Below are 22,479 nucleotides of genomic sequence, written 5' to 3' on the forward strand. Positions count from 1 at the left end.
TTAGGCGCGCCCGTACGACCGGGTCCAACAGGAGTTGTCGGTCGATTAACCGCATATCGTTGTAGATCCGGTTAGGTGGTCTGACCTGCGGAAACTCGGCTGCTCAGGCCTGGAATGCGACGCGGCCGACCGTGACGCCGTCAGCCAGTCGCTGCACCCCGTCGGCGACCTCGCCGAGGCCGAGCCGCTCGCTCACGAGCGGGTCGATGAGTCCCTGGCGCGCGAGGTCGCACAGCGCTTCGTGGCACTCCCGGACCAGCGCCGGGTCCTTCTGGGCGTAGAGACCCCAGTGCAGGCCGACGATCGAGTAGTTCTTGATCAACGCGTGGTTGAGGGCGGCCGACTGGATGGTTCCGCCGGCGAATCCGATCACGAGGATGTTGCCCTCGAAGGCGATGCACTTGGCCGAACGCGCAAAGGTCTCGCCGCCGACGGGGTCGTAGATCGTGTCGGCTCCGCGGCCGCCGGTCTCCTGCTTGACCACGTCGACGAAGTCCTGGGTGTGGCGGTCGACGACGACGTCAGCGCCCAGAGCCCGCGCGACCTCGGCCTTGGCTGCACCGCCGGTCACCGCGATCACGCGGGCGCCCGCCGCCTTCCCCAGCTGGATCGCGGCGCTCCCCACTCCCCCTGCTGCCGCGTGCACGAGCAGGGTCTGCCCGGCACGCAGGGACGTCCGCCGATGAAGGGCGAACCAGCCCGTCTGGTACCCGATGAACAGAGATCCGGCCTGGGCGTCGTCGAGCTCCGGAGGCGCAGGGAACGCCGCCTCCTCCTCGAGCACGGCCAGCTCGGCGAAGGCACCGTACGGAAGCGTCGTCATACCGATCACCCGATCGCCCACGGTGTGCCGGGCGACCTCGGCGCCGACCGCCACGACCTCACCGCAGAGCTCGACCCCCGGGGTGAACGGCGGGGTCGGCTTGACCTGGTACTCCCCGCGACACATCAAGACGTCCGGGAAGTTGGCCGGCGCGCCCAGGACCCGGACGACCACCTGCCCGGGGCCTGGCTCGAGGTCGGCGACCTCCTCGAGGCGCATCACCCGCGCCGGCTCTCCGAGTGAGTTCACACGCCAAGCCTTCATGCCTTGCTCCAGTCCGTTCGGGGATGTCGGTTCAGGCGCCGCATCGGCGAACGACGGCAAACGTGGGCACCAGCGAACCTCGAGTTGTGCGACGGGACGCTACTGCGCACTAAGCGATTGCTTACCGCGGTGAGAGAAACGTCATGCGATCGAGTCCGGGGTCGGTGCGGGCTGATCGTGCGTGGAGACCGCCATCAGCCGTTTGACGTTGCAAACGCCGAGAGGCCCCTCGCAGCCGGACTGCGAGGGGCCTTCCTTCTCAGCGACGCACGAGCTCTTCCATGTGGGCCGGCGTCAGCGCTTCGTCCGGGGCCACCTCCGGCGTCTCGACGGTCAGTTGCGGCAGGATCCGATCGAGCCACGACGGTAGCCACCAGTTCGCCTTGCCGAGCAGCGCCATCGCCGCGGGGACGAGCATCATCCGGACGACGGTGGCGTCGAGGAGGATGGCGACGGCGAGGCCGAGGCCGAGCATCTTGAGCGACGGAACCGGGCTGAAGACGAAGCTCGAGAAGACCGCGACCATGATGAGGGCGGCCGACGTCACCACACGGCCGGTGCCGGCGAGGCCACGGGCGACCGACTCGGTGTTGTCGCCCGTGCGGTCGTACTCCTCGCGGATGCGCGAGAGCAGGAACACCTCGTAGTCCATCGAGAGCCCGAACAGGATCGGGAACATGATGACGACGATGATGCACGTGATGGGCGTCGGCCCGTCGAGGCCGAGGAGCTCTGCGCCCCAGCCCCACTGGAACACCGCGACCATGACGCCGTAGGCGGCGCCGATGGACAGCAGGTTCATCACAGCTGCCTTGAGCGGGACCGCAATGGAGCGGAACACCAGCATCAGGAGCAGGAACGACACGGCGATGACGGCGCCGATGAACAGTGGCAGCTTCTGCGAGAGCTGGGCGTTGAGGTCGTCGGTGACTGCGGTGATGCCGGAGATGTAGACGTTGCCGGGGATAGTGGCGCGGACCTGGTCGATGGTGGTCGAAGTGTCCGGGTCGGCCGGCCCGGTGGTCGGGATCGCGGTGAGCACGACCGTGTCGCCGTCCTCGGAGGTCTGCGGGTCGCCGACCGAGATGATGCCGGGTACCGAGGCGATCTCGGCGGCCATGGCTTCCACGTCGGCCGCGTCGACGCCATCGGTCGTGAGGTCCACGACGACGAGCAGGGGTGCGTTGACGCCTTCCCCGAAGCCGTCGGTGAGGAGGTCGTAGGCCTGTCGGTGGGTGGTCTCTTTGGGGGCGTCGCCGGCGGCGGGGAAGGCGGTCTGCATGGACAGCGCCGGGGCTGCGATGACAAGAAGGACGGCGACGGAGCCGAGGAGGTAGGGCCAGGGGCGGGCGGACACGCGGTGCCCGAAGCGCCACCAGGCGGTGTCCTCGGCGGCTTTCGGGGTGTGGCGGCGGCCGATGCGGCCCTTGTCGATGCGATCGCCGAGCAGGCTCAGCAGGGCGGGGAGCAGGGTGGTGGCGGCGACGACGGAGGAGAAGACCATGAGGGCGGTCGCGAGGCCGATGGAGGTCAGGACGCCGACGCCGGTGATGGCGAGCGCGGAGGTGGCGATGACCACGGTGCCGCCGGCGAACACGACGGCCGCACCGGAGGTACCCATCGCGGCGGTGAGCGCGGTCTGGTTGTCGCGTCCGGTCGTGCGGTTCTCGCGGTAGCGGGCGACGACGAACAGGGCGTAGTCGACGCCGACGCCGAGGCCGACGAGGCCGGCGACGGGGATGGCGGAGACGGAGACGTTCATGACACTGGCCATGAGGGCGATGCCGCCGATGCCGGCACCGACTGCGACCAGGGACAGCCCGATGGGCAAGACGGCGGCGACGAACGTGCCGAACGCGACCAGGAGGACCAGGAGGGCGACGAGGAGACCGATGCCGACGTGGCCGGAGCTCGAGTCCTCGGAGTTGAGGAACACCGCGTCGCCTCCGAGCTCGACTCGCAGGTCGGGGCTGTCGAGCGAGCTGACTCCGTTGGACAGGCTGGTGAACGCGGGCTTGCCCATCTGCCGCTCGGGCACGTCGAGGGTGACTTGTGCGTAGCCGATGGTGCCGTCCTCCGCGACAGTGCCGGTCTGGAACGGGTCGGACACGGACGCGACGTGGTCGAGGTTGTTGACCTGGTCGAGGACGGTGGTGACGGCGGCCTTGTCGTCGGCGAGGGTGGTGCCTTCGGGGGCCTGGAACACGACGAGGGCGGTGCCCTTGGCGGCGTCGGGGAAGTTCTCGTTGAGCAGGGTCATCGCCCGGTCGCTCTGGCTGCCCTTGGCGGAGAAGTCGTCGACGAAGGTGCCGCCGCCGGCGGCAGCGAGCGCAAAGATGGCGACCACGGCGAGGACCCAGCCGGTGATGGTGCGCCAGGGGTGTCGCGCGCTGGCCATCGCCACGGCGCGGGTGAATCGGTTCATGGTCGTGCCTTTCAGTGCGGTGCGGACGGTGGTGCTCTGTTGGGCTGTGAACGTAGGAACCGATGTGGTGAGTCGTCCTCACCACCTGTGGTGACCCGGGTGGTGATCTGTCACTGGCCCGCGTCGGCCGTGGCTGGGTCGGGGTTGTTGCGGACACGGACGCCCCCGGTCCCGAGAATGAGAACCAGGGGCGTCGTGATGCCGTGACCGGTGGGTCGCGGCGACGTCGGGGCGGACGCGCACGGGGGACGGCGGCTCGCCCCGACGGGACTGGGAAGCGTTGGTCAGGCGCTGACGCGGCGTGAGAGGAGCCGGCCGCGAGCCTTGTGGAGGCGCGGCATGAGTCCATAGATGACGATGGGGACCGCAATGGTCGCCAGGACGAAGGTCCTCAGCACGGGGTTCGTGTCCTTCAGCGACGGGCCGACGGTCAGGTTGAGCACGGTCAGCGTCGGGAAGACAGCGATCCAGATCATCAGGGCGAGCTGGTGCTTCGAGGGCGGCCCGACGACCGCAATCGGTCGAGCCGGGCCAGCGGGGTTCGTGGCCTGGTTGGAGGCGTGGTTGGACATGGAGATGCTCCTTCGGAGTCGTGATTGGACGCCGGCCAGCAGGGATGCTGGTCGTGTGCGGCAGGTGGCCGCGGCCTTGGCGTAGTGCGGGTGGTTTCGGTTCGCGCTAGCTGACGGGGAGGCCGTGTCGGAAGTTGGTGACCGCGATGGGCAGGTCCTCGTCGACGAGGTCGCCGTTGATGGCGATCGCAGCGGCGGACCCTTCGCCGGCGGCGGTGATGACCTGAGCTCGCGGGTTCACGGCGTTGCCGGCTGCCCACACGCCCGGGACGCTGGTGCGCCCCGTGCCATCGACGGTGACCCAGCCGGTGGCGTTGGTGGCGCAGCCGAGCTCGGCGAGCAGCGTGTCGTTGGGGACGAAACTGGGGCGGACGAACACCGCGGAACGCGGCACGAAGCCTCCACCAGCAAGCTCGACCCCGACGACGCGGTCGTCGTCGACGACGAGACGAGTGACCTTCTCCGGCACGAACCCGATGGCCCGGGCGACGAGCTGTTCGCGGGCCGCGACGCTTACGGTCTGCCCGTTGGCGAAGAAGACGACGTCGTCGGACCACTGCCGCACCAGGTGCGCATGGGCGAGGGCCTGGCCGAGCGTCTGGCCGTCGCCGTCGGCGTCGGCGAGGACACCGAGGGGCTGGTCGCGGACCTCGTAGCCGTGGCAGTACGGGCAGTGGAGCAGGTCGCGGCCCCAACGCTCGCGCACTCCGGGTACGTCCGGGACCTCGTCGTGAAGCCCGGTGGTGACGAGGACACGACGGGCGCGCAGGTGGTGGCCGTCCTCGAGGGTGACGATGAACGCGCGCCGCTCATGGACGCCGGTCTGTTCGCACGCGGTGATGGTTGCGGCGACTCCCGAGATCAGGTGGCCGCCGTACCCAGCGACCTCTTCACGGCCGGCGGCGAGCAGGTCGGTGGGCGGGAGCCCGTCGGAACCGAGGAAGCCCTGCATGTGCGCGGCGGGAGCGTTGCGGGGCTGGCCGGAGTCGACGACGGCGACGCGGCGCCGAGCACGAGTGAGGACCAGGGCCGCGGACAGTCCGGCAGCGCCGCCTCCGACGATGACGACGTCGTACCCAGCATCGGCACTGGCGTCGCTGGCGGTGGAGGTGCCGGGGTTGGACTCGTGCGCGTTCATGTCTCCAGAGTGCGCGTCGGGTTCCCGGTTCAACAATGGTTGTTGCCGATTCTGGGAAACGGGCGTTCCATGGGGCAATGCCAACCTCCAAGACGAGCTCCCGCACGGAGTCCGACGGACAGCGGGACCCGGCCAACGCAGGGGTCGTCATCGCGGCCGCGCTGGATCGAGTGGGTCCGCGGTTGCGTCGAGTGCGCGAGGAACGGGGGCTCACGCTCACCGAGGCATCGGAGCGGACGGGCATCTCGAAGAGCACACTGTCGCGGCTCGAGAACGGACAGCGACGACCGAGCCTGGAGCTGCTGCTCCCGCTCGCGCAGACCTACCGGGTGCCCATCGACGACCTCGTTGGCGCCCCAGAGGTCGGCGACCCGCGCATCCGGCTCAAGCCTCGTCGCGTCAACGGCCGCACCGTGCTCCCGCTGACGCGACCCGGCGGAATCCAGGCGTGGAAGATCGTCATTCCGCGCACCCAGTCCGAACCGAACCCACGCACCCACGACGGGTTCGAGTGGCTGTACGTGCTGTCCGGACAGATGAGGCTCGTGCTCGGCGGCCAGGACCTCGTCCTCGGCATCGGCGAAGCAGCTGAGTTCGACACCCAGGTGCCTCACTGGTTCGGGTCAACCGGCGACGGGCCGGCCGAGGTGCTGAGCATCTTCGGCCGCCCCGGCGAACGGATACACCTCCACGAGCAACCCGAATGAAGCCTCGGCTGAGGACCGGCACGAGACGGTCGGACTGCCCTAGTCTCGAGGAGTCGAGTCGTGTTCGACGCCCGGGGAGGAGGCGCCGATGGCCGACACACTGGTAGAGACGAAGCTGCTTCTGCCCAGGGTGCGCCGCGATACCGTCGCGCGCCCACGCCTCGACGACCTCCTCGACCGCACCATGGACGCTCCGGTCACGGTCGTCTCAGCGCCGGCCGGATTCGGCAAGACCACCCTGCTGAGCACACGACTCACTGCCTGGCTCGCAGAGCCCGTCGACCCCGGCGCCGGCGGTGCTCGGGCGGCGGCTTGGGTATCGCTCACCGATCGCGACCGTCAACCGGGGTCGTTCTGGACCTACGTCCTGCACGCCCTCGACCGTGCCGTCCCCGGTTCAGCTTCTGCGGCGCTGGCGCTGCAGCAGACGGGGCAGGCTCCCATCGAGTCAGCCCTCGCGAGCGTCGTGAACGAGCTCAGCGTCCACCCGGGCGAAGTCTCGCTCGTTCTCGACGACTACCACCTAGCAGACGGACCCGACATCGCCGAAGGGATGACGTTCCTGGTCGAGCACCTTCCGGCACAACTGCGGCTGACCATCAGCACCCGAGCCGACCCCGCCCTCCCGCTGGCGCGGCTGCGCGCGCGAGGCGAGCTCGTCGAAGTCAGGGCGGCCGACCTCCGGTTCACCGGCGAGGAGGCCGCGGCCTACCTCAACGACCTCCACGGACTCGACCTGACCGCAGACGACGTCGCCGCCCTCGAGGCGCGCACCGAGGGCTGGGCAGCAGCGCTCCAGCTGGCTGTGCTGTCGTTGCGCGACCGGGCTGACGCGTCCGCGTTCATCGCGGGCTTCGCCGGCGACGACCGCTTCGTGGTCGACTACCTCGCCGAGGAGGTTCTGGGCCGTCAACCCGAGGATGTACGCCGCTTCCTGCTCAACACCTCCGTCCTCGAGCGACTCACCGGCGCCTTGTGCGACGCCGTCAGCCCCACCCCCGACGACCAGAGCCGGCCGGGTGGCCGGGCGATGCTCGACCTGCTGGAGCGGCAGAACCTGTTCGTCGTCCCGCTCGACGACCACCGCCGTTGGTACCGCTACCACCACCTGTTCGCCGATGTCCTGGCCGCGCATCTGTTCCAGGAACGACCTGAGGACGTTCCCGCCCTCCACGCGCGGGCCAGCCGCTGGTACGCCGGCAACGGGCACACCGAGGACGCCATCCGCCACGCCCTCGCTGCCGGCGACACCGCGACCGCCTCCGACCTCGTCGAGCTGGCCCTGCCTGCCTTGCGGCGTGCCCGGCGCGAGCACGACATCGTCACCTGGATCACTCAGCTACCCGTCGAGGTGCTCGACCGGCGCCCCGTGCTTGCCGTCGGGCTCATCGGCGGCCTGATGGCGAGCAACGACTTTGCCACCATCGAGGCACGCGTCCACGACGTTGAGCAGCTTCTCACGAGACCTGCATCAGACCTGGTGGTCGTCGACCACGGCGAGCTCGAGCGCCTTCCCGCTGCTCTCGAGGTGTACCGGGCCGGCCTCGCGTTGGTCGGGGGCGACCCTTCAGGCACCATCGTGCACGCCAAGAACGCGCTCGGCCTCGCGGCACCCGGTGACGACCTCACCGCCGCGTCTGCGTCGGGCCTGATGGGGCTCGCGCTCTGGACCACCGGTGACATCGGCGCCGCCCATCGCGCCTACATCGCTACCGCGGACCGGCTCACTCACGCTGGGCACATCGCCGACGTTCTCGGATGCTCCTTGGCCATCGCCGACATGGAGCTCACCCTCGGCCGCCTCCGAGACGCCGAGAACACTCTGCGCCGAGCACTCGACCTCGCCGAGAAGCACGACGCTGCCGGGGTTGCTGGCCCTGAGGTCATGCGTGGGACCGCAGACATGCTGGTCGCCTTGAGCCGTATCGCCTGGCACCGTGACGACCTTCCCGAGGTCGCCGACCTTCTCCGGCGCGCGGACGACCTCGGCGAGCCGTCCGGGCTCCCGCAGAACCCGTACCGGTGGCGAGTAGCGATGGCCCGCCTTCGGGCCGCCGAGCGCAACTGGCCGACCGCACTCGAGCTCCTCGATGACGCCCAACGCGTCTACGTCGGCGACTTCTCCCCACCCGTCCACCCCATCCACGCAACCCGTGCCCGACTCCTCCTCGCCTCCGGAGACCTCGACGGCGCCCGGGTCTGGGCACGCGAGCACAAGGTCGGGGCCGACGACGAACTGAGCTACCTGCGCGAGTACGAGCACCTCACCCTGGCCCGGCTCCTGCTCGCCGAACACCGAGCCACCGGCGACATCGCGACGCTGCAGCAGGCGACCGCGCTGCTGGAGCGGCTTCTGGACGCGGCCACGGCTGGCGAGCGCGACGGAACCGTCCTCGAAGTCGAGGTCCTGCGCGCCGCGGCCTACCGGTCTGCCGGCGACCAGGAGGCGGCCGAGACCGCGCTCGAGCACGCCGTCGAGCTCGCTGAACCCGAAGAGTGGCCCCGGTTCCTCCTCGACACCCCCGGCCTGACCGAGCTTCTCCGCGCCTTGGCCGAGCAACGACCGGCCTCGACGTTCCTCCGAGATCTGCTTGCGGGACGCGCCGACCAGCCCGCAACCGCACCGCAGTCCGACATCCGGCCCGGAGCGCAGGAGCCGCTGCTTGACCCGCTCAGCGACCGGGAGCTCGACGTCCTACGCCTCCTCGGCTCAGAGCTCGACGGTCCGGCCATCGCCCGCGAGCTCGTGGTCTCCTTGAACACGGTGCGGACCCACACGAAGCACATCTACACCAAGCTCGGCGTGAACAACCGTCGCGCTGCCATCAGCAAGGCTCACCAGCTGGGGCTGCTGAGCCGCTCGGCGCGGGCCTGAGGCCCGAGAATCACCACCGCGGTCACCACATGATGTGACGACCGCTCACCAGACTCGTTCCTAGCGTGCTCGCCATGAGCACGCACGAACCCTGCCGCTACGAGATCCGAGTCCAAGGCCGCATCGACGAACGGTGGACGGCCTGGCTGGACGACATGGCCCTCGCAAGTGAGCCCGAGGGAGTCACCGTCCTGCGCGGACCGGTCGCCGACCAAGCCGCACTGCACGGCCTGCTCGCACGCCTGCGCGACATCGGGGTACCGCTCATCTCCGTGACGCCCGGCGCCAGCTGCGGTCAGGATGACGAGCGATGAGCCGCCTGGTTCCGGTGGGGCTCGTCGCGCTCAGCGTCGTACCACTCACCGCGGGGACGTTGCGTCTGGTCCAGCTCGCCGGCGGCCCCGACCTGATGCCCGCCGACGAACGGTTCGCCGGCTTCCCCGTCGCCCTCGTCGCGCACATCGTCGGAGCAGCCGTCTACGCCCTGGTCGGGGTGCTGCAGTTCGTGCCCCGGCTCCGCCGACACCACATCACGTGGCACCGGCGCGCTGGGCGCATCCAGGCTGCCACCGGGCTGCTGGTCGCCGGGTCCGCGCTGTGGCTCACGCTGTTCTACCCGCCCCAGCCCGGCACCGGAGACCTTCTGTTCGTGTTCCGACTCCTGGTCGGCACAGCGATGGCCGCCGCGCTCGTCCTCGGCTTCCGAGCCGCCCGCAACCGCGACATCCCGGCACACCGTGCCTGGATGGTTCGCGCCTACGCCCTCGGACTGGGCGCCGGCACTCAAGTCTTCACCGAAGGCTTCGGCGGTGCCGCGTTCGGCACGGGCGAGGTCGCCGGAGACCTCGCCAAGGCAGCCGGCTGGGCTATCAACATCACCGTCGCCGAATGGGTCATCCGTCGCCCCACCCTCCGAACGAGAAGAGCATTCGCATGATCACCGACACCCTCACCGAAGCCGCGACACCATCGCCCGTTCTCGAACGCGTCGTGCATACCGAGCGACTCACGCTGCGACCGGCGTCCCTCAGCGACACTGAAGCCACCTGGGGGTTTCGGCAGCTGGAGTCCGTCAACGAATGGCTCACCGGCTGTCCGCCCGACCTCGACGGGTACCGCGACCTGTTCGGCGACCCCGAGCGTCTCGCCACCACCGTCGTCATCCAGCTCGGCCACGACCCAGACGCACCCGTCATCGGCGACTTCATGCTCCGGCGCGAAGACGCCTGGGCACAGCTCGAGATGACCGAACACGCCAAGGGCACCCAAGCAGAGCTCGGCTGGGTCCTCGACCCCGGCTACGCCGGCCACGGATACGCCACCGAAGCCGTCCGTGCCCTCCTGAGCCACTGCTTCGACGACCTAGGCGTACGCCGCGTCGTCGCGAACTGCTTCCTCGCCAACCACACCTCCTGGCGACTCATGGAACGAGTCGGGATGCGCCGCGAGACCCACGCCATCGCCGAGTCCCTCCACCGCTCAGGCGCCTGGCTCGACACCGTCGGCTACGCACTCCTCGCCGGCGAATGGACGCCGTGACTAGCCCCGCCCACAGACCCAGGAGACGTCCATGACGACAACGACCGGTTCAACCACACACACGCCAACGGCAGCGTCCGCGACCGGCCTGTCCGTGCGCCGACTCAACGTGATGCGCGCCGGCTACCTCTTCATGGGCCTGGGGCTCGTCGCAGTGAAGTGGCCGCTGCTCCCCGACGCGCACACACTCCCGCTGTACGAAGGCGTCACCGTATGCGTCCTCGTCGCGATGTCACTGTTCGCGCTCCTCGGCGTGCGCTACCCGACCAAGCTGCTCCCACTGCTGTTGCTGGAGATGACCTGGAAGTTCATCTGGCTCGCCGTGGTCGCACTCCCAACGGCCATCGCAGGCGATCTCGACGCTGCGACAACCGACGTTCTCGTCAACTGCACGTTCGTGGTCGTCATCGTGGCCGCCATCCCCTGGCGCTACGCCTGGCGTCGCTACCTGCTCGAGAAGGGTGAACCCTGGCGAGCGACCGGCACACGAGCAGGATGGAACGCGTGACGACCACCTGCGTGCTGCTCGACGACTACCAGGGCGTGGCGACGACGTTCGCCGACTGGTCCGCGCTCGACGACGTCGAGCTGACCTCCGTTCGAACGCATCTGCTCGACGAGGACGCCGTCGTCACCGCCGCCGCCGACGCCGAGGTCGTCGTGCTCATGCGGGAGCGCACCCCATTCCCGGCCAGCCTGCTGGCCCGGCTTCCCCACCTGCGGCTGCTGATCACCACCGGCATGCGCAACGCCTCGGTCGACGTGGCCGCCGCAACCCGCCTCGGTGTGACGGTGTGCGGCACACCGAGCAGCTCGACCCCGCCGGCGGAGCTGACCTGGGCACTCATCCTCGGCCTGGTCCGCAACCTCGTCCCCGAGAGCAATGCCCTCCGCTCCGGCGGCCCGTGGCAGTCCACCGTCGGCCGCGACCTCGCCGGCGCGACACTCGGCGTGGTGGGCCTGGGCAAGATCGGCAGCCGGGTGGCGACCATCGGCCAGGCGTTCGGCATGGACGTTGTCGCATGGAGCACGAACCTCACCGCCGAACGCGCCGCCGACGCAGGAGTCCGCCGTGCCGACCGCCTGCCCGATCTGCTCGCCCAGAGCGACATCGTCACGCTCCACCTCGTCCTGTCCGATCGCACCCACGGCCTGCTGGGCGCCGACGAGATCGCACTGATGCGCCGAACGGCGTACCTGGTCAACACCTCCCGTGCCGGCATCGTCGACACCCCCGCCCTAGCGGCCGCACTCACGCAGAACCGGATCGCGGGCGCTGGCCTCGACGTGTACGACGAGGAGCCACTGCGCGCCGACGATCAGCTGCGAACGCTGCCCAACGTGCTCTGCACACCCCACCTCGGCTACGTCACCGAGAACAACTACCGGGCCTACTTCACCGGCGTCGTCGAGGACATCACGGCCTGGCAGTCCGGCCAGCCGATCCGCAGACTGAGTTGACCTCGCGTCAGCGCCGACCGCGCACAGCTACCCGGTCGCCGTCGCGCCGGCATCCGGCATCCGCGAGCGGACTCAGTCGGCCTTGACCGCGAGCACCGGGCAGTGGGCGTCGAGCAGCACCCGCTGGGCGTTGCTGCCGAGGATGAGCTTGCCGACCGGCGAGCGGCGGCGCAGGCCGATCACGACCAGCTCGGCGTTGCTCGCCTCGGCGATGCTGAGCAGGTCCTCGGCGGGCTCGAAGCCGCGCACCAGCTGCCGGACGTCGTAGTCGACGCCGGAGCCCTCGAGGGTCTTGCGCACGCCGTTCATCTCGCGCTCGGCCTTGGTCGAGGCGTCGGCGTCGAAGTCGGTGCCCCCGCGATGCGAGTTCACGACCACGAGCTTGGCCCGACGCAGCTTGGCCTCATCGATGGCCTTCTGCAAGGCGGCTTCGCCCTCGGGCTTGGGCACGTATCCGACGACGACTGTTCCCATGACGGGCACGTTACCTGTGGAGGACGTACTCATGCACGGGCCTGGATGGGGAAGGCTCGCGTTCGTGGAAGGGATCTCCGAACCGGTCGCCCCGGCGCTGGCCGCGGTGCTGCGCCGCGCGGTGGTCGATCACGCTCGCGCCGAACGGCGCCGCACCTTCCCCGCCCTCGTCCACGTCGGCGTGCCGGGCGGGTCCGAGGAGGTCTTCGCGGTGGTGCCCGACGAGCCGCTCGACCACGGGCTGCGCGCCGACGTGGTGGCCGCGCTGCTGCAGCGCTCGAGGCGCGGCCGAACGGTGCCGATGGTCTGGCTGACCCGACCGGGACCGCTGGTCCTCGAGGACGTCGACGCGCAGTGGTTGAGCGCGGCCCGGTCGGCGACCGCGGAGGCCGGGGTGGCGTTGACGCTGGTCGTCGTCACCCGGACCGGCTGGTTCGACCCGCGCAGCGGCACCCGTCGCGTGTGGAAGCGGATCCGCGAGAGATAGCGCCGGCGTCAGACCCAGGTGTGCACGGGCTCGTTGCTGTGCATGCCGCTGGTGTACTCGAGCAGCGTGGCGCGCAAGGCGTCGTACCGGTCGCCGTCGCCGTAGGCGTGCATCTTGTCCACGAACCACTCGGCGCCGTTGGTGCCGATCAGGCAGCGCTGCTCGATGATGCCGAGCAGCCGGTCGATCTCCGCCGACGACGCGCCCCAGGCCTCCAGCCCCTGGTGCGCCAGCGGCAGCAGCCGGCGCAGCACCAGCTCGGTGGCGCGGATCTGCCCGATCCCCGGCCAGTAGATCTGCGCGTCGATCCCCTGCCGCGCGGCGACGTGGAAGTTCTCCTCGGCGGCACTGAACGACATCTGCGACCACAGCGGTCGCTCGCTCTCCGCCAGGGCGCGGACCAGCCCGAAGTAGAACGCGGCGTTCGCGACGGTGTCGGCGACCGTCGGCCCCGCGGCGAGCAGCCGGTTCTCCACCCGCAGGTGAGGGACGCCGTCGGCGACGTCGTAGATCGGGCGGTTCCAGCGGTAGATCGTGCCGTTGTGCAGGCGCAGCTCGCCGAGCCTGGGCGCCTCGCCGTTCTCGAGGGTCTCGAGCGGGTCCTCGTCGTCGGTGATCGGGAGCAGTGCCGGGAAGAACCGGACGTTCTCCTCGAAGAGGTCGAACACCGAGGTGATCCAGCGCTCGCCGAACCACACCCGCGGCCGCACGCCCTGCGCCTTGAGCTCCTCGCTGCGGGTGTCGGTGGCCTGCTCGAACAGCGGGATCCGGGTCTCGCGCCACAGCTCCTTGCCGAGGAGGTACGGCGAGTTCGCGGCGACCGCGACCTGGACGGCCGCGATCGCCTGGGAGGCGTTCCAGTACGCCGCGAACTGGTCCGGCGAGGTCTGCACGTGGAACTGGGTGCTGGTGCAGGCCGCCTCCGGGACGATGGAGTCCGCGGTGGTGCGCAGCCGCTCGCGGCCGTCGATCGCGATCGTGATGTCCTCGCCGCGCGCGTTCAGGATCTGCTCGCTCAGCAGCTTGTAGCGGGGGTTGGCGCTGAGGCTGTCCAGTCGGAGGTGGCCGTCGGCGAGGGTCGGGAGGATCCCGATCATCACCATGTGGGCGCCGACCTCCGAGGACTTCTGCTCGGCGGAGTTGAGGCTGCGGCGCAGGCTGTCCTCAAACGTCGTCAGCCCGCCCTCGCGGAGCTTGGCCGGCGGCACGTTGATCTCGATGTTGAACTGGCCCAGCTCGGTCTGGAAGTCCGGGTCGGCGATCGCCTCGAGGACGGTGGCGTTCTTCAGCGCGGGGTCACCGTTCTCGTCGACCAGGTTGAGCTCCACCTCCATCCCGGTCATCGGGTCGTCGGTGTCGAAGCGTGCCTCGCGCAGCATCCTGGCGAAGACGTCGAGGTTGCGGCGCACCTTCTCCCGGTGCCGCGTGCGGTCGGCCCGGGAGAACTCCTGAGCCTCGACTTCCTCACCCATGGACCGACCCTAGGCCCTCGCCGGGTGCCGTGTCGTGGACCAGCCAGGACGTCTCCGTCCGGAGGATGACGTCGTCGACCACCGCCTCGATGCTGCCGGACCGTTCGAAGGCCGACCGCTGTCGCGCCGCTCCGTTGTCGCCGATGGCGTACTCCAGCAGCCCTGCGGTCCGGTCGAGGTCTCCTGCCTCGCGCAGGGCGGGCTCGACGGCGCGGATCAGCGCCTCCAGCACCTCGCGGGCCGGACGCAGCTCGCGCTCGGTGGGGTGGACGAGCCGCTCGGAGGTGCCGAAGCGCGATGCGCGCCACTGGCAGGCGCGCAACGCCTCGGCACGCCACCGCGGCACCGGCCGGTCGTCGGCCCAGTCCCGCGCCGCGGTCTCGACCAGGGCGCGGATCAACGCCGCCAGCGCGATCGCCTCGAGCGGGTCGGTGCAGACGTCGCACAACCGGATCTCGACGGTGGGCTGTGCGACCGAGAGCCGGGCGTCGAAGTAGAGCATCCCGACGTCGCGCGCAGCGCCGTAGTCGAGCAGCGCCTGCGTCACGGAGCGGTAGCCGTCGGCCGAGCCGAACGCCTCGGTGGGGCCGGCGCTCGGCCAGCGGGCCCAGACCTGGGCACGCCAGGAGGAGTAGCCGGAGTCGCGCCCGTCGACGAACGGTGAGTTGGAGCTGACGGCCAGCAGGGTCGGCAGCCACGGGGAGATCCGGTCGATGATCCCGACGCCCTCCTCGTCGGAGTCGATGTCGATGTGGACGTGCATGCCGCAGGTACCCCCGGTGCGCGCGACCTCGCCGTACCGCTCGACCATGTCGCGGTAGCGGTCGTTCGACGTGACCACCGACTGCTCGCCGGCGAGTGGCACGGTGGCGCAGGCTCCTGCGGCGAGACCGGCGGCGCGGGCGGCTTCGCCGGCGGTGCGGCGGGCCGCGACCAGCTGGGCGAGCGCGTCGGCCGCGTCGGTGGTCGGGTCGGTGCGCGTCTCGAGCTGGTGGCGGAACAGCTCGTGATCGAGCTCGTCGGTCGCGGCGCGGGCCCGCAGGCGGCCGTGGCCGTGCTCGCGGAACTCCTTGAGCACCCTCGGCGCGGCCGGCACGACGGCGCGGGTCTCGGGGTCGAAGAGCAGCAGCTCCTCCTCGATGCCGAGCTTGCGGGTCATGACTGGTGCGTACCCGGCGCGGGGAGGGGCCACGCCCACCCAGGCTCACTCCTGCTCCCAGGCGTCGGGCGGCACCGCGCGTCGGAGGGCCTCTTCGACCAGCCCGGCCAGCGGGTAGTCCTCGTCGGCCTCGGCGCACCGGTCGAGCGCGCACCAGGCGAGCGCGCCGTGCCCCGCCTGCCAGGCCGCGAACGCCAGCAGCGCCGCCGGTGCCGCGAGCATCGGCGTCGGCCCGCGCCGCACGACGTCGGACCAGAACCGGACCTGTTCGCGCGCCGAGTCCCGCGTGATCGTGCCCCAGGCGACGTCGCGGACGCCGGTCTCGAGCATCCCGCGCAGCAGCCGGGCGACCTCGCGGTCCGCCGGCGAGGTGCCGTCGCGGACGTGGCGCTGGACGAGCTCGCACACCCAGAGCTCCTCGTCGGGCCCTGGGGCGGTGAGGTCGGCGAGGGCGCCGACCACCCGGGCGATCGCAGCCCGGTCGCGGGCCAGGGTCGCCCGCAGCTCCTCGCGGGAGTCGTAGGTGACCCGGCCCTCGACGACGGCGCGGGCGAGGAACGGGTGCGCGGAGAGGTCGTACGGCACCCCCCACGGTGGGACGCCGGGGCGGGTGCCGACGGCGGGGTACCACCGCGCACCGTCGGCGCGCAGCACGTCGACGACGTCGATGCCGCAGCCGGTGAAGGCGCGGAGGAGCGCCCGCGCGGTCGTGGCGGACAGCCGGGCGTCATCGCTGTAGACGACGAACAGCACCCGGCGCACCCGGTGGCCGCGCGCCGGCCCGAGCAGCGAGTCGACGACCTCGGGGATCTCGCCGCGAACCTCGGGCAGGTCGACGCGGGCGTGGAACGGCCGGGCGGCGCCGAACGTGAGCATCGCGACCGACGCGGTCGGCACGAAGCCGAGGACGACGGGAACCATCGCCAGCACGTCCTCGGGGGTGCGGGCGGTCAGGGTGGCCACGGGTGTGGGATCGGTAGCGGTCATGCCTCGACGGTCCCCGCCGGCGCGGACGGTTCGGGCCCGCCCGGGGGAGCCCTGTGGAGAGGCGCGCCGAGCGGCCTGCTGTGGAGGGGAGGTGGGCTGTCGGCGGCGCTGGGTAGGGTGCGCGTGTGCGAGGGGAAGCGTCGGTTCTTCACCTCGATCTCGACGCGTTCTTCGCCGCCGTCGAGCAGCGCGACAAGCCGTCGCTGCGCGGCAAGCCGGTGGTCGTCGGCGGGGTCGGCGGCCGGGGCGTGGTGTCGACGGCGTCGTACGAAGCCCGGGTGTTCGGCGTGCGCTCGGCGATGTCGACGCGCGAGGCCCGCGCCCGCTGCCCGCACGCGGCCTTCCTCAGCGGCCGCTTCCACGCCTACCGCGACACCAGCGACCGGGTGATGCGGCTGCTGCGCGAGGTCTCCCCGCTGGTCGAGCCCCTGTCGCTGGACGAGGCGTTCGTCGACCTCGCCCGCTCCGACCTCGAGGACCTGTCGGTGCCGAGCGTGACGGCGTTCGCCGAGCGGCTCCGCGAGCGCGTGGTCCACGCGACCGGCGGGCTGACCGCGTCGGTCGGGGTCGGCACCTCGAAGTTCATCGCCAAGGTCGCCAGCGACCTCGACAAGCCGGACGGTCTCGTCGTGGTGGCGCCGGGGACCGAGCAGGAGCTGCTGCGCCCGATGGACGTGCGGGTGATCCCCGGCGTCGGGCCCGCGACCGCCGAGCGGCTGCGCCGGGTCGGGGTCCACACTGTCGCCGACCTGGAGCGGGTCAGCGAGGATGAGATGGTCCGGTTGCTCGGCAAGGCCAGCGGGCACTGGCTCTACAGCCTGGCTCGCGCCGAGGACGACCGGCCGGTGGTCGCCGAGCGGGAGGCGAAGTCGGTCAGCGTCGAGGGCACGTACGACACCGACCTCACCGACCGGAAGCTGATGGAGAGCCTGCTGACCCGCCAGGCGAGCGACGTGTCCGGCCGGCTGCGCAAGCACGGACTGTCGGGCCGCACGGTCACGATCAAGGTCCGGCTCCACGACTTCACCACCCTGAGCCGCTCGACCACGCTCGGCTCCCCCACCGACAGCCCCGGCACGATCGGGCGGCTGGCTCGCTCGCTGCTCGCCGACCTCGACACCTCCGGCGGCGTGCGGCTGCTGGGCGTCGGCGTCTCCGGGCTCGCGGACTGGGTCCAGGAGGACCTGTTCGGGGAGACCGCCGAGGACGAGGAGGAGGAGCTCCCCGAGGTCGAGGTCCCGCACCACTCCCGGCGTACCTGGGCACCCGGCATGGACGTCGTGCACGCCGAGATGGGCCGCGGCTGGGTGTGGGGCTCGGGCCGCGGCGTCGTGACCGTCCGGTTCGAGACCGCGGACACGCCGGCCGGGCCGGTGCGCAGCTACTCCATGGAGGACCCGGAGCTCAGCCCGTGGCGGCCCGACGAAAGCGAACCTGCTCCCCCGGCCTGAGCTGCGCGCACTGCCACAGGTCGTCGGGGTGCACCACCCCGATCACCGGGTAGCCGCCGGTCGGCGGGTGGTCGGCGAGGAACACCACGGGCCGCCCGGTCGGCGGCACCTGCACGGCACCCAGCACCATCCCCTCGCTGGGGAGCTCGCCGTCGCGGGCCCGGGTCAGCGCCGGCCCGTCGAGCCTCAGGCCGACGCGGTTCGAGTCGGCCTCGACGACGTACGGCGCCCCGCACAGCACGTCGAGCGCGTCGGCGGCGAACCAGTCGTCGCGCGGTCCGGGTACGACGCGCAGGGGGCCGGGTCGCGGTGGCCGGGGCGCGTCGAACGCGGGCGGCTCGCGACGCGGCTCCCCCACCGGCAGCCGGGCACCGGCCGCGACCCGGGGCGGCCCGACCCAGGCGAGCGTGTCGGTCGAGCGGGAGCCGAGCACCGGCTCGACCGCGATGCCGCCCGCGACCGCGACGTACGACCGCAGACCGGTCGCCGGGGGCTCGATCCGCAGCTCCTTGCCGGGAGGCAGCCAGACGGCCCGGCCGTCCACGGCGAGCCACCGCGCGACCGTGCTGCGCAGCACCAGCCCGCCCAGCAGCACCTCGAGGACGGCGTCGTCCGGGTCGTTGCCGACGACGCGGTTGGCCAGCGCCGCGGCCGGCGCGTCGAGGGCGCCCGCGCGCGGGACGCCGAGGTGCGCGAAGCCGACACGTCCGCGGTCCTGGACCGTCACCAGCGGCCCCGTCTCCAGCACCTCGATCATCGGGCCACGAACCTGACCCGGGTGCCCGGCGGCAGCAGCGCCGGCTCGGGGCGCGCCTGGTCCCACAGCACGGCGTCGGTGCGGCCGAGCAGCCGCCACCCGCCCGGCGACGCGCTCGGGTAGACCCCGCACCAGGCCCCGGCGAGCCCCACCGATCCGGGAGGTACGGCGGCCCGCGGCGACTCCAGTCGGGGTACGGCGAGGGCGTCCGGCAGCCCGGCCAGGTAGCTGAAGCCAGGCGCGAACCCGCAGAACTCGGCGACGTACTCGACCTCGGTGTGGCGGCGGACGACGCCGGCGGTGTCGGTGCCCCACAGGTCGGCGAGGAACGCCAGGTCGGGCCCGTCGTACACGACCGGGACCTCCACCAGCGCGCCCGCCGGCACCTCCGACGTCGGCGACCAGTCCGCCAGCTGCCCCGAGAGGACCGACAGGTCGGAGACGCCGTCGAACAGGACGGTCGCGGCGGCTGGGACGATCTCCTCGGCGTCGACCCGCGGACGCGCCCAGGTCGCCAGGGCGAGCGCGGTGGCCGCGTCGCCGACCTCGACGAGCACCGCTCGCGGACCGACGGGGCACAGCTGCATGCGCGTAGTCTGGCGGAAATAGGTGAAGGGCCCCCGGTGGTATGAGCACCAGGGGCCCTTCGGCTCGACCGGTTGCGTGACGCCCGGTCGATCGAACCGGATCTCCGACCCCGCCGCCCCCGTCACCGGGCCGACGCCTCGAGTTGCCTCGCGGTGTGGATCCTTGCTCCTGTCCGATCCTCAGCCCTCCGCAAGCGGTGGGCTGGTAGGGAGAGTTCTACGTGGCCCGGATCACACGGCGCAAGACGTCCGCAGGAACTCACAGGGCCGTCCACAGGATCGGAACCGTCATCCACAACACGAGTGCACAGTCCACAGGCGCCGGTCCAGACCTGTGGATCACCCGAAGGGACGAAGCTCGAAGCCGGCCTCACCCAGCGCGCGACGCACCGCCAGCGCGTGCTCGACCGCTCCCGGGCTGTCGCCGTGCAGGCAGACCGAGTCGACCCGCGGGGCGAGGTCGAGTGCCTGCGCGACGATCGCGCCCTCGTCCTCCACCAGCGCGCCCGGCTCGGTGCGCGGCAGCAGCCGGCCGTCCGCGCCGTACCCGCGGTCGGGGAAGCCCTCGTGGAAGACACCGCGCCCCGCGGCCCGGGCCAGGTCGAGGAACGCCCCCGCCATCCCCAGCACCGGCAGGTCGCCGGAGCCCGCCAGCACCGCCCCCGCCTGCTCCTCGTCGACGATCACCCGGTGGTAGAGCGCGCCGTGCGGCTTGAGGTACCGCACGGAGGTGCCGACCCCGCGAGCGATCGTCGACAGCACCCCGACCTGGTCGGCGACCTGCTCGCGCAGCAGCTCGGGTGCGACGTCGCGGGCGACCCGGCCGAAGTGCTCCCGGTCGTCGTACGACACCTGGGCGCCGATCGCGACGCCGCGGCGTACCGCCTCCTCGCAGACCGCACGCATGATCGCCTCGGACCCCGCGTGGTAGCCGCACGCCACGTTGGCGCTGGTGACCACCGCCAGCAGGGCGTCGTCGTCGGTGACCTCCTCACCGAGGTCCGCGTTCAGGTCGATGATCACCACGGCGCTATCGTCGCGCGCATGCAGCCCCCCGTCGCCGACCGCCGCGCCACGACCCGCGAGATCCACGGCACCACCCGCACCGACGACTACGAGTGGCTGCGGGCCAAGGAGGCGCCCGAGGTGACGGCGTACCTCGAGGCCGAGAACGCCTACACCCAGGAGCGCACCGCCCACCTCGCGGACCTGCGGCAGACGATCTTCGACGAGATCAAGGCGCGCACCCGCGAGACCGACCTGTCAGTGCCGACACGCAACCGCGGCCACTGGTACTACGGGCGCTCCTTCGAGGGCAAGGAGTACGGCGCCAGCTGCCGCGTCCCGGTCGCGGACCCTGATGACTGGACCCCGCCGAAGCCGGCCGAGGACACCGCGCCCGACCAGCCGGCGCTGCCCGGCGAGCAGGTGCTGCTCGACCTCGACGCGTTGGCCGAGGGCCATGAGTTCTTCTCGCTCGGCGGCTCCGCCATCTCCCCCACCGGAAACCTGCTGGCGTACTCCACCGACGTCGTGGGCGACGAGCGCTACACGATCCGCGTGAAGGACCTCGACACCGACGCCCTGCTCGCCGACGAGATCACCGGCGCGCTCGGCGGCGCGACCTGGGACCGCGACGGCCAGGCGTTCTACTACACGACCGTCGACGAGAGCTGGCGCGCCGACAAGGTCTGGCGGCACCGGCTCGGCACCGGCCAGGACGACGACGAGCTGGTCCACCACGAGGCGGACGGCCGCTTCTGGGTCGGCGTCGGCCGCACCCGCAGCGACCGGTTCATCGTGGTCGCGAGCGGCTCCAAGATCACCTCGGAGTACCGCTTCCTCGACGCCGACGCCCCCGACGAGGGCTTCCGCACGTTCGCCGAGCGCCGCGAGGGGCTGGAGTACTCCCTCGACCACGCCGTGATCGCCGGGGAGGACCGCTTCCTGGTCATGCACAACCACACCGGCGCGGACTTCGAGCTCGCGACCGCCCCGATCGCGCCCACCCCGGCCGAGGGCTGGGAGCCACTGGTGGCGCACGACCCCGCCGTACGCCTCGAGGACGTCGACGCGTTCGCGGGCCACCTGGTCCTGCACCAGCGCAGCGACGGGCTCACCCAGCTGCGGATCCTGGAGCTGGGCGACTCCGGCGTGACCGACGACTACCTCGTGGAGTTCGACCACGAGGTCTACACGGTCGGGTCGGCGGGCAACCCGGGCTTCCACCAGCCGGTGGTCCGGCTCGGCTACACGACGATGGCGGTCCCGTCGTCGGTCTACGACTACGACGTCCGCACCCGCGAGCTGACGTTGCTGCGGCGCGCCCCCGTGCTCGGCGGCTACGACCCCGACGACTACGAGGAGCACCGGCTCTGGGCGACCGCCGAGGACGGCGAGCGGGTGCCGATCTCGATCGTCGCCAGGCGCGGCGCCCGCGAGGGCGTCGGCGGCGGCTCGGGACCGGTGCCGACGCTGCTCTACGGGTACGGCGCGTACGAGGCGTCGATGGACCCGTACTTCTCCATCGCCCGCCTCTCCCTGCTCGACCGGGGCGCCGCGTTCGCGATCGCGCACGTGCGCGGCGGCGGCGAGATGGGCCGCCGGTGGTACGACGGCGGCAAGCTGTTCCACAAGCAGAACTCCTTCTCCGACTTCATCGCCTGCGCGCGCCACCTCGTCGACACCGGCTGGACGACGCCGGACGTGCTGGTCGCCGAGGGCGCCAGCGCCGGCGGGCTGCTGATGGGCGCGGTGGTCAACCAGGCGCCCGAGCTGTTCGCGGGCGTGGTCGCGGGCGTGCCGTTCGTCGATGCGCTCACCACGATGCTCGACGCGACGCTGCCGCTGACCGTCACGGAGTACGACGAGTGGGGCAACCCGGAGGCGGACCGGGAGGTGTACGAGTACATGGCGGCGTACGCGCCGTACGACAACGTCGCGGCCGTCGACTACCCGCCGATCCTGGCCGAGACCTCGCTGAACGACACCCGGGTGCTGTACGTCGAGCCCGCGAAGTGGATCGCCCGGCTGCGGGCCACCGCGACCGGTCGGCAGGACTTCCTGCTGCGCACCGAGATGGCGGCCGGGCACGGCGGCGTCTCGGGGCGGTACAAGTCGTGGCACGACCGCGCGTTCGCGCTCGCCTGGATGCTCGACCGCTTCGGTCTGTCCTAGACCAAACCCTGAGAAGTCCCTGAGAGTCCGTCTCAGACGCAACTCCGGGAACCCCTCGCACGTCCTTCCAGACAAGAAGTTCAACGTTTGACAAGGGAATCCACCGGACACCTTGGACGTTGAA

The 22,479-nt window shown here is 71.4% G+C and carries 21 protein-coding genes; 10 read left to right on the forward strand and 11 right to left on the reverse strand.

From position 1 onward, the window contains the following. Positions 1 to 103 precede the first annotated feature (103 nt). From MJ604_RS22910 to MJ604_RS22925, 4 genes are all read right to left on the reverse strand, one after another. Positions 104 to 1,072 carry an NADPH:quinone oxidoreductase family protein gene (locus tag MJ604_RS22910; RefSeq protein WP_243061041.1) on the reverse strand — a complete coding sequence of 323 codons (969 nt, stop codon included), beginning with the start codon at positions 1,070 to 1,072 and terminating at the stop codon, positions 104 to 106. A 274-nt stretch (positions 1,073 to 1,346) separates the two neighbouring features. Beyond that, a complete protein-coding gene (locus tag MJ604_RS22915; protein ID WP_243061043.1) occupies positions 1,347 to 3,512 on the reverse strand; it encodes an MMPL family transporter in 2,166 nt (721 codons plus the stop codon). A gap of 284 nt (positions 3,513 to 3,796) precedes the next feature. Then, positions 3,797 to 4,084 (reverse strand): hypothetical protein, encoded by a 288-nt coding sequence (locus tag MJ604_RS22920; protein WP_243061045.1) that lies wholly within the window; start codon positions 4,082 to 4,084, stop codon positions 3,797 to 3,799. Between the two features lie 106 nt (positions 4,085 to 4,190). Continuing rightward, positions 4,191 to 5,222, reverse strand: a complete 1,032-nt coding sequence (locus MJ604_RS22925) for an NAD(P)/FAD-dependent oxidoreductase (RefSeq protein WP_243061047.1) — start codon at positions 5,220 to 5,222, stop codon at positions 4,191 to 4,193. 170 nt (positions 5,223 to 5,392) lie between these two features. Here MJ604_RS22925 and MJ604_RS22930 point away from each other — a divergent pair, with 170 nt between their 5' ends. From MJ604_RS22930 to MJ604_RS22960, 7 genes are all read left to right on the forward strand, one after another. Next, positions 5,393 to 5,929, forward strand: coding sequence for an XRE family transcriptional regulator (locus MJ604_RS22930; protein ID WP_308194172.1), 537 nt, complete (start codon positions 5,393 to 5,395; stop codon positions 5,927 to 5,929). An 88-nt stretch (positions 5,930 to 6,017) separates the two neighbouring features. Then, a complete protein-coding gene (locus MJ604_RS22935; protein ID WP_243061050.1) occupies positions 6,018 to 8,804 on the forward strand; it encodes a LuxR C-terminal-related transcriptional regulator in 2,787 nt (928 codons plus the stop codon). 74 nt (positions 8,805 to 8,878) lie between these two features. Beyond that, on the forward strand, positions 8,879 to 9,118 hold the full coding sequence (locus MJ604_RS22940; protein ID WP_243061051.1) for a hypothetical protein: 240 nt from the start codon (positions 8,879 to 8,881) through the stop codon (positions 9,116 to 9,118). Continuing rightward, positions 9,115 to 9,741 carry a DUF2306 domain-containing protein gene (locus MJ604_RS22945; protein ID WP_243061053.1) on the forward strand — a complete coding sequence of 209 codons (627 nt, stop codon included), beginning with the start codon at positions 9,115 to 9,117 and terminating at the stop codon, positions 9,739 to 9,741. Before MJ604_RS22940 ends, MJ604_RS22945 begins: the two co-directional genes overlap by 4 nt. Further along, the gene (locus MJ604_RS22950; protein ID WP_243061054.1) at positions 9,738 to 10,343 is read left to right on the forward strand and encodes a GNAT family N-acetyltransferase; all 606 of its coding nucleotides are present in this window, start codon (positions 9,738 to 9,740) and stop codon (positions 10,341 to 10,343) included. Before MJ604_RS22945 ends, MJ604_RS22950 begins: the two co-directional genes overlap by 4 nt. Positions 10,344 to 10,374: 31 nt before the next feature. Then, entirely contained in the window at positions 10,375 to 10,851 is a 477-nt protein-coding gene (locus MJ604_RS22955) for a hypothetical protein (RefSeq protein ID WP_243061056.1), read from the forward strand. After that, the gene (locus MJ604_RS22960; protein WP_243061059.1) at positions 10,848 to 11,804 is read left to right on the forward strand and encodes a D-2-hydroxyacid dehydrogenase family protein; all 957 of its coding nucleotides are present in this window, start codon (positions 10,848 to 10,850) and stop codon (positions 11,802 to 11,804) included. Before MJ604_RS22955 ends, MJ604_RS22960 begins: the two co-directional genes overlap by 4 nt. Before the next feature lie 72 nt (positions 11,805 to 11,876). Here the strand turns inward: MJ604_RS22960 and MJ604_RS22965 are convergent, their stop codons facing one another. Further along, positions 11,877 to 12,278 carry a universal stress protein gene (locus MJ604_RS22965; protein WP_243061060.1) on the reverse strand — a complete coding sequence of 134 codons (402 nt, stop codon included), beginning with the start codon at positions 12,276 to 12,278 and terminating at the stop codon, positions 11,877 to 11,879. A 64-nt stretch (positions 12,279 to 12,342) separates the two neighbouring features. On the opposite strand from MJ604_RS22965, the gene MJ604_RS22970 reads away from it, so the two are divergent. After that, a complete protein-coding gene (locus MJ604_RS22970) occupies positions 12,343 to 12,765 on the forward strand; it encodes a hypothetical protein (RefSeq protein ID WP_243061062.1) in 423 nt (140 codons plus the stop codon). Between the two features lie 8 nt (positions 12,766 to 12,773). Here MJ604_RS22970 and MJ604_RS22975 read toward each other — a convergent pair whose 3' ends face one another. The 3 genes from MJ604_RS22975 to MJ604_RS22985 are packed head-to-tail and all read right to left on the reverse strand — an operon-like array spanning position 12,774 to position 16,383. Beyond that, on the reverse strand, positions 12,774 to 14,237 hold the full coding sequence (locus tag MJ604_RS22975; protein WP_243061064.1) for a glutamate-cysteine ligase family protein: 1,464 nt from the start codon (positions 14,235 to 14,237) through the stop codon (positions 12,774 to 12,776). After that, complete coding sequence (locus MJ604_RS22980) at positions 14,230 to 15,396, reverse strand: glutamate--cysteine ligase (RefSeq protein WP_243061066.1); 1,167 nt, start codon at positions 15,394 to 15,396, stop codon at positions 14,230 to 14,232. Before MJ604_RS22980 ends, MJ604_RS22975 begins: the two co-directional genes overlap by 8 nt. A 45-nt stretch (positions 15,397 to 15,441) precedes the next feature. Beyond that, the gene (locus MJ604_RS22985) at positions 15,442 to 16,383 is read right to left on the reverse strand and encodes a DUF4192 domain-containing protein (RefSeq protein WP_243061068.1); all 942 of its coding nucleotides are present in this window, start codon (positions 16,381 to 16,383) and stop codon (positions 15,442 to 15,444) included. A gap of 125 nt (positions 16,384 to 16,508) precedes the next feature. Between MJ604_RS22985 and MJ604_RS22990 the strand changes: the two genes are divergently transcribed. After that, positions 16,509 to 17,834 (forward strand): DNA polymerase IV, encoded by a 1,326-nt coding sequence (locus tag MJ604_RS22990; protein ID WP_243061070.1) that lies wholly within the window; start codon positions 16,509 to 16,511, stop codon positions 17,832 to 17,834. On the opposite strand, the gene MJ604_RS22995 is transcribed toward MJ604_RS22990, so the two are convergent. From MJ604_RS22995 to MJ604_RS23005, 3 genes are all read right to left on the reverse strand, one after another. Beyond that, positions 17,788 to 18,591: a biotin-dependent carboxyltransferase family protein gene (locus MJ604_RS22995; protein WP_243061073.1), complete on the reverse strand. Its 804-nt coding sequence runs from the start codon at positions 18,589 to 18,591 to the stop codon at positions 17,788 to 17,790. The genes MJ604_RS22990 and MJ604_RS22995 overlap by 47 nt on opposite strands. Then, on the reverse strand, positions 18,588 to 19,178 hold the full coding sequence (locus MJ604_RS23000) for an allophanate hydrolase subunit 1 (RefSeq protein WP_243061075.1): 591 nt from the start codon (positions 19,176 to 19,178) through the stop codon (positions 18,588 to 18,590). Before MJ604_RS23000 ends, MJ604_RS22995 begins: the two co-directional genes overlap by 4 nt. A gap of 339 nt (positions 19,179 to 19,517) precedes the next feature. Continuing rightward, positions 19,518 to 20,201 carry a 5-oxoprolinase subunit PxpA gene (locus MJ604_RS23005; protein WP_243061105.1) on the reverse strand — a complete coding sequence of 228 codons (684 nt, stop codon included), beginning with the start codon at positions 20,199 to 20,201 and terminating at the stop codon, positions 19,518 to 19,520. A gap of 21 nt (positions 20,202 to 20,222) precedes the next feature. Between MJ604_RS23005 and MJ604_RS23010 the strand changes: the two genes are divergently transcribed. Then, positions 20,223 to 22,355 carry a S9 family peptidase gene (locus MJ604_RS23010; RefSeq protein WP_243061077.1) on the forward strand — a complete coding sequence of 711 codons (2,133 nt, stop codon included), beginning with the start codon at positions 20,223 to 20,225 and terminating at the stop codon, positions 22,353 to 22,355. The last annotated feature ends 124 nt before the right edge of the window (positions 22,356 to 22,479 follow it).

It is taken from the genome of Nocardioides sp. SR21 (genome assembly GCF_022761125.1).
GTDB lineage: Bacteria > Actinomycetota > Actinomycetes > Propionibacteriales > Nocardioidaceae > Nocardioides.